The sequence below is a fragment of the uncultured Lentibacter sp. genome (assembly GCF_937123735.1).
GTDB lineage: Bacteria > Pseudomonadota > Alphaproteobacteria > Rhodobacterales > Rhodobacteraceae > Lentibacter.
Map to the genome: position 1 here is coordinate 34906 of NZ_CAKZKL010000042.1, position 12911 is coordinate 47816.

Below are 12911 nucleotides of genomic sequence, written 5' to 3' on the forward strand. Positions count from 1 at the left end.
CGACCGTAAATATGTTACTTTCAAAAGCAAGTATTAGTATTCATAATATCCAAAAATTTTCGCTGGTAAGATACAATATTTGTATTACAAATAATACAACTTGAAGCGCAGGAGGGTGCCATGCCGATCGTCGAGCTACATCTGCTGGCCGGATATAATCCGGAGGAAAAACAACGTCTTGGCGAAGCTCTGACAGATGCCGTGCGATTCGTCGTGCCGGCGGCTCCAGAGCTGGTCACCGTCATGATCCACGACATGCCTGCCCAAAATTACTACCGCGGCCGCACTCAGCGCAGCCCGGCGCCCGCCCGTCCCGATCCGGCCCAGCTTGTGGCCACCTATCTGGCAGCCATGGAAGCACGCGACCTTGACAAGGCCCGCGCCATGCTCGCCGCAGACTTCACCATGACCTTCCCCGGAACGGCCCCGATGCACAGCCTGAAAGAGCTGATTGCCTGGTCCAGACCGCGCTACAAATTCGTCACCAAAACCTTCGAGGGCTTTGACGCAATGCAAGGCGCAGGCGACGCCGCCATTGTCTATTGCCGCGGAACCCTGCAAGGCGAGTATCACGACGACACCCGCTTTGAAGGCATCCGCTTCATTGACCGTTTTGAAGTCAAAGACGGCAAGATCACCCAACAAGATGTTTGGAACGACATGGCCGAAGTGAGCGCAAAAAAATGAGCACGATAGACCCGATCACCCTCTCCGTGCTGGCCGGACGGATGGAACAAATTGCCGATGAAATGGACGCCACGCTGTTTCGCGCGGCCTTCAACCCGATCATCGCCGAAGCCCATGACGCAAGCCACGGCCTCTACCACGCCACCTCCGGCGACACGCTGGTGCAAGGCAAGTCGGGCCTGCCCATTTTTGTCGGTGTCATGTCCTTTGCCGTGAAGGCCGTGATCGAAAAGGCCGCCAAAGACGGCGATCTGCAAGACGGCGACATCTACATTTTCAACGATGCCCACATCGGCGGCACGCATCTCTCCGACATGCGCCTCGTGCGGCCCTATTTTCGCGATGGTGCGCTGTTTTGTTACCTCGCCTCCGTCGGCCACTGGCATGATGTCGGCGGCGCCGTGCCCGGCAATTACAACCCCGCAGCGACAGATGTGTTTCAGGAGGCGTTCAACCTGCCGCCCGTGAAGCTTGCCCGCGCTGGCACGATCAATCAGGACATCGTGGACATCCTGCTGCGCAACACACGCCTGCCACAATCGGCTATGGGCGATCTGAACGGGCAGCTGAGCGCGCTGGACCTCGGTGTCAAACGGATGGACGAGCTGCTCGACGAATATGGCGGCGAGACGATCACCGCCGCGCTGGAGGCTCTGGGCCACCGCGCCGAAGCGCTCATGCGCGCCGAACTCACCGAGCTACCCGATGGCCGCTGGGAGGCCGAAGATTACCTCGACAACGACGGCATCACCGACAGCCCCCTAAAAATCAAGATCGCGCTTGAGATCAAGGGCGACGAGATGGTGCTCGATTTCACCGGCTCCGCGCCACAATGTGCCGGCCCTGTCAACATTGCCCTGCCAACCACCGTGGCAACGGCCTATGTGGCCATCAAACATGTCTTCCCGGCCCTGCCAGCCAATGCCGGTGTCATGCGCCCGATCGATGTGATCGTGCCCGAGGGCAGCCTTCTGGCGGCACAGTTCCCCGCCCCGACAGGTGGCTACACCGAGACGATCCTGCGGATGATCGACGTTGTGTTTTCAGCCTTTGCGCAGGCCGCACCAGAGCGGGTTGTGGCCAATGCCTACGGCACCATCAACGCGCTCTCGATTGCAGGCAAGCGCGCCAACGGCCAGCCATGGGTGATGTTTTCCTTCTACGGCGGCGGCCATGGCGGCTCTATCGAGACAGACGGTCTCAACCATGGCAACGCGCCGATCTCAACTGCCACCATCCCGCCCATGGAAATTCTGGAAGCGGCTTACCCGGTGATGTTTCGCACATGGGCGCTGCGCCCGGACAGTGCCGGTGCAGGCACACACCGGGGCGGGCTTGGCGCCGTCTACGAAATCGAGGTGCTGGAAGAAAATGGCGCCGAGGCCTTCCTGTTCGGCGAGCGCGGACGCTTTGCCCCCAAGGGGATCGCCGGCGGCGGTATGGCCGCGCTCAATGCCTTCCAATACGAGCAGGACGACGGCTGGCACAGCCCGCCCCTGGCCTCAAAAATGCGGGGCATCACGCTCAAAGCGGGGCAGGCCGTGCGTCTGGAAACACCGGGCGGGGGCGGCTATGGCGCGCCCGGCGCGCGCAGCCCAGACGCCATCGCCCGTGATGTGGCCCGAGGTCTGGTCAGCGCAGCCGAGGCCGATGAAGCCTATGGCCCAGAGTGGCGGGAGAAAACAGCATGAGCACTCTTATGATCGGCGTGGATGTGGGCGGCACGTTCACAGATGTCTTCGTTCTGAACGAAGCCGAAGGCACGGCCCGCGTCGCCAAGGTTCCCACCACGCGGCCAGACCAGTCCGGCGGTTTTCTCGATGGCATCCGGCGCGAGGTGAGCGCGCTGTCTGATATTTCCGTGGTTGTGCACGGAACCACAGCAGGCACCAACGCCCTTTTGGAGCGCAAAGGCGCAAAAACCGGCGTGATCTGCACGCAAGGCCTGCGCGATGTGCTCGAAATGCGCCGCCGTGACCGCCCGCGCACCTGGGGGCTGCGCGGCGATTTTGAGCCCGTGGTCGACCGCCGCAACCGCCTTGAAGTGCCCGAGCGCACGCTGGCTGACGGAACGATACGCACCCCGGTTGATCTTGACGCCCTGCGCGCCGCCGCCAAAACCTTGCAAGACAACGGCTGCGAGGCCGTCGCCATCCTCTTTGCCAACGCCTATGCCAACAAGGCCAACGAGGCGGCCGCCGTGGCCGTTTTGCGCGAGATCTGGCACAATGCGCATGTTTCGGCCTCTTCCGAGATCCTGCCGGAGATCCGCGAGTTTGAGCGCTTTTCAACCACCGCGCTCAACGCCTATTTGCAACCCGAGGTCTCGGGTTATCTCGCACGGCTTGAAAATGCGCTGACATCAGATGGCTTTGAAGGCGAGTTCATGATCGTGCAATCCAACGGCGGGGTCATGGCGGTCGAGACCGCCTGCCGCCTGCCGGTGCGCACAGCCCTCTCCGGGCCCGCCGCCGGGGTGATCGCTGCCGCCTATATTGCTCAGTCCGCCGGCTTTGAAAATGTCATCACCGGCGATATGGGCGGCACGAGCTTTGATGTCTCGCTTATTGCCGAGGGGCAGTCGATGCTCTCGCCGCAAACCTCGATTGATTTCGGCATGGTCGTGCGCAACCCGATGATCGAGATCACAACAATCGGCGCGGGCGGCGGCTCTATCGCCTGGGTCGATAAGGGCGGGCTGCTCAACATCGGCCCCGAAAGCGCCGGCAGCAACCCCGGCCCTGTCGCCTATGGGTTGGGCAACACGCGCCCCACAGTGACAGATGCCAATGTCGTGCTCGGGCGCATTGACCCGGACAATCCGATCGGCGGCAAGCTCGCACGGCTCGATGTGGACGCCGCGAGCCAGGCCATCGACACCCATGTCGGCCAACCCCTCGGCCTGAGCACGGTTGAGGCCGCCGAAGCCATCCTGAAGGTGGCCAACAGTCGTATGGCCGGCGCAATCCGGCTGGTCAGCATCGAGCGCGGCTTTGACCCCAAGCGCTTTGCCTTCATGCCCTTTGGCGGTGGCGGTGCGCTCCATGCGGGGGCCATGCTCGCAGAGGTGGGCATCGCCCGCGCAATCGTGCCGCGCTACCCGGGGGTGACCTCGGCCATGGGCTGTGTCATTGCCGATATGCGCCAGGATTTTGTGCAAACCATCAACGCGCTCGTGGACCAGCTGGACACAAACGCCCTTGCCGAATTCATGCAGGCGCACGCAGACCAGGGACTGGCGCTGCTTGACGCCGCGCGCACAAATTTTCAGGCCCGCACCCTGAGCTTCGAGCTGGACATGGCCTATGTTGGCCAGACCCACACGGTCGCCGTGCCCCTCACCGTGAAAACAGAGGCCGGGCAAGTCATCGCCCCCGCGCGCGCCGAGATCGAAACCGCCTTTGACACCGCCTACCGCGCGACCTTCGGCAGGCTCTTGCACAATGGCGTGCGCCGCATTCTGAACCTGCGCAGCGCCGTGACGGGCCAGCGCCCCAAGTTTGATCTTGGCACGCTCGCCCCTGCGGGCACGGGCCGCACCGCGCCGTTTGGCCACCGGCCGGTCCATTTTGGCGACCGCTGGCATGAAACCGCCCTCTATGAACGCCTCGCCCTGCCGGTCGGCAGTGTCATCCAGGGCCCCGCGATCCTCACCCAGCCAGACACCACCGTGCTGATCGAGCCGGGGCTGCAAGGCCGCGTGGACCGTTTTGGCAACACCATTATCGAACCTGTGGAGAAGGCCCCATGAGCAATCCAACCACCTGGGATATGTCCCGCACCGCGCTGCTGACAATTGATTTGCAAAACGATTTCTTGCACCCGGAAGGAGCCTATGGCCGCGCCGGCCAGACGGCGGCCAGCATCGCTGCCCTGCCCGCCCGGATCGCCCCGCTGGCGCGAGCTTTGCAAGCCAGGGGGGGGCGCTATTTTTCGGCCCAGTTCACCCTTGTGCCCGACAAAGACGGCACGCCGCTCATTGCCCCACACCTGAAAGCGCTGCGCCCCTTTCTCGGGCCGGGAGATTTCGCACCCGGCAGCTTTGGGCACAGCCTTGTCGACAGCCTCCAGCCCGCGGATTTCGTGGTTGAAAAAGTCGCTTACTCCGCCTTTTACCAAACCCGGCTGGAATATTTGATGCGCGCACTCGAGATTGATCACCTGATTGTCGGCGGTATCGTCACCAACGGCGGCGTCGCCTCGACCCTGCGCGACGCCCACCTGCGCAACATCGAAACCGTCATGCTCACCGATGGCTGCGCGGCCTTCAAATCCGAGGTCCATGAGGCCACGCTCCTCTCGCTTGGCACCGTCACCCACCAGATGAGCTGCGCACAGATGCTGGCCCTTGTAGAGGGCACAGCATGAGCCTCAGAACACGCCTCAAGAGCAAAGAGATTGTCGTCGCCCCCGGCGTCTATGACGGGCTGACGGCCTCGCTGGCCGAGGCGGCAGGCTTTGAGGCCCTCTACCTCAGCGGTGCGGCGGTCGCCTATACGCGTCTGGGCCGGCCCGACATTGGCCTCACCACCGCCTCGGAAATGGCCGACACGATGATGCTGATCGCCGATCGCACCCCCCTGCCGGTGATCATTGATGCCGACACGGGCTTTGGCAACGCGCTCAACGCCCAGCGCACCATGCGCCTTTACGAGCGCGCAGGCGCCTCTGCGTTGCAAATCGAAGATCAGAGCTACCCCAAACGCTGCGGCCACCTGGCCGACAAATCGCTGATCAGCGCAGGCGAAATGGTGGGCAAGATTGCCGCCATGGCCGATGCCCGCGCAACCGAAAACACCCTGATCATTGCCCGCACAGATGCCATTGCCGTGGAGGGCTTCGCCGCCGCCGAAGACCGCGCCGGAGCCTATCTTGAGGCCGGTGCCGATGTGCTGTTCATTGAAGCCCCGCAAGACAGATCCCAGCTGGAGCAAATCGCCGCGCGCTTTGGCGGGCGCATTCCGTTGCTCGCCAATATGGTCGAGGGCGGGGCCACCCCCATCACGGGCGCCCAAGATCTGGAGCGCCTCGGCTTTTCCATTGTGATCTTCCCCGGCGGTATCGTGCGCGCCCTCGCGCGCACCGCACAGGACTATTACCAAAGCCTCGCCACACACGGCTCCAACAAACCCTTCGCAGAGCGGATGTTTGATTTCAACGGGCTCAACGGCGTGATCGGCACCGCAGAGATGCTCAAAACAGGGGCCCGCTATGACGGCTCCGACAGTTGAACCCCCGCCCCCCAGCTTTGATCTTGAGGTTCAAACGCTGATCATCGGCGCAGGGGCCTGCGGCCTCGTGGCGGCCCTCTCGGCCAAAGAAGCCGGACAAGACCTGTTGGTGATCGAGGCAGACCCCCTGCCGTCTGGCTCAACGGCCCTGTCAGCGGGGCTGATCCCCGCTGCCGGCACAAAGCTCCAGCAGGCTGCCGGCATAGAGGACAGCGCCGCACAGTTCGCGGCCGATATCCAAGCCAAGGCCCATGGCGAAAATGACCAGGCCCTTGTTGATCTGCTCGCCCAGAATGCCGGCCCTGTGATCGACTGGCTGTCAGAGGCCCACGGCTTGCCCTTTTCGGTCGTGGATGACTTTGATTATCCGGGCCACAGCCGCCGCCGGATGCACGGCCTGCCCACCCGCGCGGGCCGCGAGCTGATTGATGCGCTGCGCAGCGCCGCCGAGCGGGCCGACATAGACATTATCTGCGAGCGCCGTGCCACAACACTCTATTTCGCCGATGGCCGCGTGCAAGGCATCGCCGCACGCCGCCCCGATGGCGGCCTTGAAACCATCGGCTGCGCGCGGCTCATCCTGGCCTGCAACGGTTTTGGCGGCAACCCGGCGCTTGTGGGGGAGCATATGCCGCAAATCCGCGAGGGGCTCTGGTTTGGCCATGATGGCAACCAAGGCGAAGCCGTGCTCTGGGCCGAGCCCATCGGCGCCCAGACACAGCACCTTGGCGCCTATCAGGGCCATGGCAACGTCGCACATCCGCACGGAATCCTGATCACCTGGGCCACAATCACCGAGGGGGGCGTGCAGGTGAACCGCGACGGCCTGCGCTTCTGGAACGAAGCACAGGGCTACTCCGAGGCGGCCCGCGCCGTGCTTGCCCAACCGGGCGGAGAGGCCTATGCGATCTTTGACAGCCGGATCGCCGCCATCGCCCGCCAGTTTGAAGATTTCAAACACGCCGAGGCGCAGGGGGCCATCAAAACCGCCCCAACCGTCGCCGGGCTGGCCGAGGCCCTCGGCCTGCCCGCCAAGGCGCTGCAAGACACGCTCAAAGCCCTGCCCCGAGGAGGGCGCGACTCCTTTGGCAGGCCATTCGGGCCCAGCGCGCTGCAAGCGCCCTATTGCGGCGTGCGTGTGACCGGAGCGCTGTTTCACACCCAAGGCGGGCTGCGTGTTGACACCCACGCCCGGGTCATGGGGCAAAGCGGACAGCCGATCGCGAACCTCTTTGCCGGGGGTGGGGCCGCCTGCGGCGTTTCCGGTCGCGCAGACAGCGGCTATCTGTCGGGCAATGGCCTGCTGGCAGCCGTGGTCCTGGGCCGCATCGCAGGGCAGGACCAGAGCGCCTGATCGGCCTCAGCCCGCGCGCGTCCCGTTGGGCACGGCATTTTCGGGCATGGCCAGAACCGGCGTCACCCCGTCAGCATAGCCAATGTCAAACAACATCGCCTCCGAGGTGATCCCCGCCATGACCTGCGGCGCGAGGTTCACCACAAACAGCGCTTGTCGTCCGACAATCTCGCTCGGATCATCGCGCTCGCCCTTCATGCCCACCAGCACGGTGCGCGTGGCAAAGCCGAGGTCCACCCGCAGCTGCACCAACTTTTTGGACTTGGGCACATCGGCCACCTCCAAAATTGTCCCCACACGGATATCGAGCTTCTGGAAGTCCTCAAAAGAGACCGTCTCTTTGGGCTGCGCAGGCGTCATCCGAGCGGCTCAAGCGGCACATCCACCTTGATGTGCTGCTCGCCTCGCTCTGCGGCCAGCCGGATCTGCTTTTGGCGCTCGCGAAAGCGCGCCTTATCGTCCTCGGTGGTCTCGTCAATGCAATGGTGGCAAGACACCCCCTGCTCCCATGTCGCGCGCGCCTTGTCTTCGGGCAAAACAGGCCGGCGGCAGGCATGGCACAGCTCGTGCGGCCCCTCACGCAAGCCATGGCCCACCGAAACGCGCCCGTCAAAAACAAAGCACTCGCCGTTCCAGGTGCTCTGCTCTTGAGGCACTTTCTCAAGGTATTTCAAAATACCGCCCTTGAGGTGATAAACCTCTTCAATCCCCTGCCCGAGCAGGTAATTGGTCGATTTCTCACAGCGGATACCGCCGGTGCAGAACATGGCAATGCGCTTGTTGTGAAAGCGCTCCTTGTTCTCCTCCCACCAGGCCGGAAAGTCGCGAAAGCTTGCGGTTTTCGGGTCAACAGCCCCCTCAAACGTGCCGATAGCAACCTCATAGTCGTTGCGCGTGTCAATCACCGCCACATCTTCAGAGAGGATCAGCGCGTTCCAGTCCTCCGGCGCCACATAGTTGCCCACATGGGCGCGCGGGTCCACATCGGGCTGGCCCATGGTGACAATCTCTTTTTTGAGCTTCACCTTCATGCGCGCAAACGGCTGGTGCGCGGCGGTGCTTTCCTTCCACTCCAGTGTGGCGCAGCCGGGCAGCGCGCGGATATAGGCCAACACCTTGTCCAGCCCCGCACGGTGGCCGGCAATCGTGCCGTTGATCCCCTCGCGCGCAATCAGCAGAGAGCCGGAAATTCCGTTCTCCCGGCAGACATCCTGCAAAGGTGCCTGCATGGCGGCAGGGTCGTCAAACGGGGTGAAATGATAGAGTGCAGCAAGTATAAACATGGGCTTCGCCTAGCTGGGAATCGCGGTTTCGGCAAGGCTTTTACCCTTGAGTTTAGCGCTTTGCACCCCTACCCATTGTCGCAGAGAGCCGAGCCAAGGAGCCCGCCATGTCAAACACCGCCCTCCTCGTCATCGACGTCCAGAATGATTTTTGCCCGGGCGGCGCCCTCGCTGTTGCGGGCGGCGATCAGATCGTATCAGGCATCAACGCGCTGATGGACGCGCATTCCTGCATCGTCCTCACGCAAGACTGGCATCCCGCGGGCCACTCCTCCTTTGCCTCCTCGCACGCAGGCAAAGCGCCTTACGAGATGGTCGATATGCCCTACGGCGCGCAAGTCCTCTGGCCCGATCATTGCGTCGCTGGCTCCCAGGGCGCGGCGTTTCACCCCGACCTGCGCACCGATGCCGCCCAGATGATCGTGCGCAAAGGCTTTCGCCATGCCATCGACAGCTACTCCGCCTTTTTCGAGAACGACCACACCACAGCCACCGGCCTGCACGGCTACCTGCAAGAGCGCGGCGTCAAATCCGTTGTGCTCACCGGCCTCGCAACGGATTTTTGCGTCGCCTATTCGGCGCTGGACGCTGCGCGGCTCGGCTACCATGTCACCCTCCGGGAAGACCTCTGCCGCGCCATCGACCTCAACGGCTCCCTTGCAGAGGCCAAAAGCCAGATGCAGGCCGCCGGCGTGATATGCGAGGGCATCTTTACCTGAGACACGGCGCGAAACGCCTAAAAATAAGTGCAAATAGGGGGTGGCTGTTACCTGTTCGTTAAGGGGCAGAGGCGTAACTCTGGGCCAAATGCAGGCCAAGAGTGAAAGCAGCGATGCGAGCAGGCAGTCTCGAATTTGAAAACCGGTTGACCGAGTTTGAAGCGCGGCAAAGCCCCGAGGGCTTGCTCAAGCGCTACGCGCGCCAGCGGCTCAGCTTTTTCTGGTTCCGACAGATCTTTGTGCTCGGCGGGGCGGCTGTTCTGTTTCTCACGGGGCACCCGCTGGCCGGGGGGGTGGCGCTGCTCACACTGCTGCTGGGCGATCTCTTGGATTGCGCCTATCTTGCCGGCGTGCCGCGCCGCCTGGCAGCCGGTGCCCCCGTCAAACGGCTCTACTTTGTCTCAACCCTCACCGCCGCGGTGCAGGCGCTCACCACCGTCTTGCTGATCGGCCTGCCCATCGCACTGTCCGGCGGGGCCGAGACGCTGGCTTTTGCCTTTGCCTTTATCGCCGGCGGCGGCATCAACTCCAGCTATCTCTACAGCTTCCACCGCGCCGCCACCCTTGTCAGGCTGGCGGTCCTGCTGGCCAGTGGTGTCGGGGTGATGGCTCATGCCTGGCTCGCGGGAAGCGTGAGCCCGGAGGGGCAGCTCTACGGGCTGTTTGCCTTCGCCATGACCCTCTTCCTCAACTACACCTTCCTGCAACACTCCCGCCGCAGCATTGCCCATAAAACCCAAAGCGCCCACCGCCTGCTTGAACAAAGCCAGAAACTGGCGCTCACCAACACCATGCTCCATGCGCATCAAAGCGAAATGCGCCGCCTTGCGCTGGTGGCGCAAAACGCCAATGACAGTGTCTTTGTCGCCGATCCTGAGGGGCGCATCCTTTGGGTCAATGCCGCCTTCACACGGCTCACCGGCTACAGCGCTCAGGAAGCCGTGGGCCAGCGCCCGGCCGATTTGCTCAACGCCCCCACCACCGACCCGGCCACCAGCGAGGCCATCCGCACCGCCATCACCCAGGGGCGCCCGCTGCGCAGCGAAATCCTCAATGCCCGCAAAGACGGCTCCGAAGTCTGGGTGGAAACCAATCAGGTGCCCGTTCTCGACGCAAACGGCGCCGTGGAAATGGTCATCGCCGTGGAGCGCGACATCAGCGCCGCCAAACACCACGAAGAAGAACTGGCCCGCGCCAAACACTCAGCCGAGGAGGGCGAGCGCGCCAAGGCGCAATTCCTCGCCACCATGAGCCACGAAATCCGCACCCCCATGAATGGCATCATCGGCATGGCCGATCTGCTGCGCGATTCCGGGCTGGCCAAAGAGCAACGCAGCTATGTCGAAACCATCCGCTATTCAGCCGAAGCTCTCATGCGCATCATCAACGACATCCTCGATTTCTCCAAACTGGACGCCGGCAAATCCGTGATTTGCCCGGTCGATTTCGAGCTGTTGCCCTGTGTCGAGAGCGCGCTCTCGATCCTGCGGCCAAAGGCGCTTGAAAAACAGATCTATGTCGATCTGACCTGTGCCACACCGCTGCCGCCCCTTGTGCGCGGCGATGACGGGCGGATCCGCCAGATCATCCTCAACATTGTCGGCAATGCGATAAAATTCACCCAACAAGGCGGTGTCACCCTGGATCTGTCCTGCACCACGAGCCCCGAGGGCCACAGCCTGACCCTGGCCGTCACTGACACCGGCATCGGCATCCCCGCCGATCGTGTGGACCTGATTTTCGACCAGTTCAGCCAGGCCGACGGGGCCATCACCCGCGAATTTGGTGGCACCGGCCTCGGGCTGACCATTTCGCGTATTCTCGCCCGCGAGATGGGCGGAGACATCGCAATCCGCTCGGTGCTGGGAGAGGGCTCGACCTTTACCATCACCCTCAAGCTCGCCCAAGCCCTCACCCCTGCACCTGATGAGGCCCAGCCCCGCGAGGCAGGCTCCGCCGACAACGTTATCAAACTGCCGGGGGTGAAAGCGCTGGTGGCCGAAGACAATCTCACCAACCAGCTTCTGATGAAATCCTTCCTCAAATCCACCGAAATGGACGTGATCTATGCGCGCAATGGCCGCGAAGCCGTCCGCCTCGCCCGCCGCCACGCCCCCCGGGTGATCTTCATGGACATGTCCATGCCGGAAATGGACGGCCTCAGTGCCACACGCAAAATCCGCGCCGATCCGTCGCTTGTCCAGCCGACCATCGTGGCATTGACCGCCAATGTCTATGCCTCCGACAAAGCCGCCTGCCTCTCGGCGGGGATGGACGGTTTTCTCTCCAAGCCGCTCAAACGGGCCGAGCTGATGGGCTGGCTCAACCAGATCTGAGCCCCCACTCAGGGCTTGAACCCCCGCGCGCCCCGCCCCATTGTGGCGCCAACATTTTGCAAGGGGGCCGCAGCCTTGGACATCGCCACACGCGTCTGGAATCACAAATGGAAGATCGACCCGATCGTCCGCTCCCTGATCGACAACGATTTTTACAAATTGCTCATGTGCCAGTCGGTTTTTCGCAACAAGCCCGACGCCACCGTGCGCTTCTCGCTCATCAACCGCGCCGCCGATGTCCCCCTCGCCAAGCTCATCGACGAAGGCGAGCTGCGCGAACAGCTCGACCACATCCGCTCCCTCTCGCTCACCCGCGGCGAAAGCACCTACCTGCGCGGCAACACCTTCTACGGCAAACGCCAGATGTTCCGCCCCGACTTCATGGAGTGGTTCGAAAACCTGCGCCTGCCCCCTTACCACCTTGAGCGCGTGGGCGACCAATACGAGCTCACCTTCGAGGGCAAATGGCCCGAGGTCATGCTCTGGGAAATCCCCGCGCTCGCCGTGCTGATGGAGCTGCGTTCCCGCGCCGTTCTCGGGCAAATGGGCAAATTCGAGCTGCAAGTGCTCTACGCCCGCGCCATGACAAAACTCTGGGAAAAGATCGAGCGCCTGCGCGCCGCCCCCGGCCTCAAACTGGCCGATTTCGGAACCCGCCGCCGCCACTCCTACCTCTGGCAGGACTGGTGCGTGCAGGCCATGCTCGAGGGCCTCGGCCCCGACACCTTCATCGGCACATCCAATGTCCACATCGCCATGCGCCGCGATATCGAGGCCATCGGCACCAACGCCCACGAGCTGCCCATGGTCTACTCCGCCCTCGCCCGCTCCGATGCCGAGCTGGCCCAGGCCCCCTACGAGGTGCTGTCCGATTGGCACGAGGAACACGACGGCAACCTGCGCATCATCCTGCCCGACACCTACGGAACCGAAGGCTTCCTCAAGAACGCGCCTGACTGGCTCGCCGGCTGGACAGGCATCAGGATCGATTCAGGCGATCCGGCCACAGCCGCCGAAACCGCCATCCGCTGGTGGCAAGAGCGCGGCGAAGACCCGACCAAAAAACTGGTCATCTTCTCCGATGGTCTGGACGTGGACAAAATCCTCGAACTCCACGCACAATTCGCAGGCCGCGTCCGCCCCTCCTTCGGCTGGGGCACGCTCATGACAAACGACTTCCGCGGCCTCACAAAAGGCAACGCCCTCGCGCCCTTCTCCATGGTCTGTAAAGCCGTCTCCGCCAACGGCTCCCCCACAGTCAAACTCTCCGACAACCCCCGCAAAGCCATGGGCCCAGCGGA

11 protein-coding genes are annotated in these 12911 nt (G+C 63.1%); 9 read left to right on the forward strand and 2 right to left on the reverse strand.

What is annotated here, in order from left to right; genetic code table 11:
* The first annotated feature begins 120 nt into the window (after positions 1-120).
* The 6 genes from Q0478_RS13050 to Q0478_RS13075 are packed head-to-tail and all read left to right on the forward strand — an operon-like array spanning position 121 to position 7272.
* A complete protein-coding gene (locus Q0478_RS13050; protein WP_298679962.1) occupies positions 121-687 on the forward strand; it encodes a nuclear transport factor 2 family protein in 567 nt (188 codons plus the stop codon).
* The gene (locus Q0478_RS13055; RefSeq protein ID WP_298679964.1) at positions 684-2378 is read left to right on the forward strand and encodes a hydantoinase B/oxoprolinase family protein; all 1695 of its coding nucleotides are present in this window, start codon (positions 684-686) and stop codon (positions 2376-2378) included. Before Q0478_RS13050 ends, Q0478_RS13055 begins: the two co-directional genes overlap by 4 nt.
* Positions 2375-4438 (forward strand): hydantoinase/oxoprolinase family protein, encoded by a 2064-nt coding sequence (locus tag Q0478_RS13060; RefSeq protein WP_298679966.1) that lies wholly within the window; start codon positions 2375-2377, stop codon positions 4436-4438. The genes Q0478_RS13055 and Q0478_RS13060 overlap by 4 nt, the downstream gene beginning before the upstream one ends.
* A complete protein-coding gene (locus Q0478_RS13065; RefSeq protein WP_298679968.1) occupies positions 4435-5055 on the forward strand; it encodes a cysteine hydrolase family protein in 621 nt (206 codons plus the stop codon). Before Q0478_RS13060 ends, Q0478_RS13065 begins: the two co-directional genes overlap by 4 nt.
* Positions 5052-5918, forward strand: a complete 867-nt coding sequence (locus Q0478_RS13070) for an isocitrate lyase/phosphoenolpyruvate mutase family protein (protein WP_298679970.1) — start codon at positions 5052-5054, stop codon at positions 5916-5918. Before Q0478_RS13065 ends, Q0478_RS13070 begins: the two co-directional genes overlap by 4 nt.
* Positions 5899-7272: an FAD-dependent oxidoreductase gene (locus tag Q0478_RS13075; RefSeq protein ID WP_298679971.1), complete on the forward strand. Its 1374-nt coding sequence runs from the start codon at positions 5899-5901 to the stop codon at positions 7270-7272. Before Q0478_RS13070 ends, Q0478_RS13075 begins: the two co-directional genes overlap by 20 nt.
* A 6-nt stretch (positions 7273-7278) precedes the next feature.
* Here the strand turns inward: Q0478_RS13075 and Q0478_RS13080 are convergent, their stop codons facing one another.
* Together Q0478_RS13080 and Q0478_RS13085 are read right to left on the reverse strand one after the other, a co-directional pair.
* On the reverse strand, positions 7279-7632 hold the full coding sequence (locus Q0478_RS13080; protein ID WP_298679973.1) for a hypothetical protein: 354 nt from the start codon (positions 7630-7632) through the stop codon (positions 7279-7281).
* A complete protein-coding gene (locus tag Q0478_RS13085; protein WP_298679974.1) occupies positions 7629-8555 on the reverse strand; it encodes a rhodanese-related sulfurtransferase in 927 nt (308 codons plus the stop codon). Before Q0478_RS13085 ends, Q0478_RS13080 begins: the two co-directional genes overlap by 4 nt.
* A gap of 107 nt (positions 8556-8662) precedes the next feature.
* Here Q0478_RS13085 and pncA point away from each other — a divergent pair, with 107 nt between their 5' ends.
* The 3 genes from pncA to pncB form a co-directional block, all read left to right on the forward strand.
* Complete coding sequence (gene pncA / locus Q0478_RS13090) at positions 8663-9274, forward strand: bifunctional nicotinamidase/pyrazinamidase (protein WP_298679976.1); 612 nt, start codon at positions 8663-8665, stop codon at positions 9272-9274.
* Between the two features lie 113 nt (positions 9275-9387).
* Entirely contained in the window at positions 9388-11610 is a 2223-nt protein-coding gene (locus Q0478_RS13095) for a PAS domain-containing hybrid sensor histidine kinase/response regulator (RefSeq protein ID WP_298679978.1), read from the forward strand.
* Positions 11611-11685: 75 nt separating this feature from the next.
* A partial coding sequence (gene pncB, locus Q0478_RS13100) for a nicotinate phosphoribosyltransferase (RefSeq protein ID WP_298679980.1) occupies positions 11686-12911 on the forward strand: 1226 nt, incomplete at its 3' end.

Bases quoted from the DNA above. Each gene is read 5' to 3' on its own strand.
- pncA (WP_298679976.1), top strand. From the start codon at position 8,663: ATGTCAAACACCGCCCTCCTCGTCATCGACGTCCAGAATGATTTTTGC.
- Q0478_RS13095 (WP_298679978.1), top strand. From the start codon at position 9,388: ATGCGAGCAGGCAGTCTCGAATTTGAAAACCGGTTGACCGAGTTTGAA.
- Q0478_RS13060 (WP_298679966.1), top strand. From the start codon at position 2,375: ATGAGCACTCTTATGATCGGCGTGGATGTGGGCGGCACGTTCACAGAT.
- Q0478_RS13080 (WP_298679973.1), bottom strand. From the start codon at position 7,632: ATGACGCCTGCGCAGCCCAAAGAGACGGTCTCTTTTGAGGACTTCCAG.
- Q0478_RS13065 (WP_298679968.1), top strand. From the start codon at position 4,435: ATGAGCAATCCAACCACCTGGGATATGTCCCGCACCGCGCTGCTGACA.
- Q0478_RS13055 (WP_298679964.1), top strand. From the start codon at position 684: ATGAGCACGATAGACCCGATCACCCTCTCCGTGCTGGCCGGACGGATG.
- Q0478_RS13075 (WP_298679971.1), top strand. From the start codon at position 5,899: ATGACGGCTCCGACAGTTGAACCCCCGCCCCCCAGCTTTGATCTTGAG.
- Q0478_RS13085 (WP_298679974.1), bottom strand. From the start codon at position 8,555: ATGTTTATACTTGCTGCACTCTATCATTTCACCCCGTTTGACGACCCT.
- Q0478_RS13070 (WP_298679970.1), top strand. From the start codon at position 5,052: ATGAGCCTCAGAACACGCCTCAAGAGCAAAGAGATTGTCGTCGCCCCC.
- Q0478_RS13050 (WP_298679962.1), top strand. From the start codon at position 121: ATGCCGATCGTCGAGCTACATCTGCTGGCCGGATATAATCCGGAGGAA.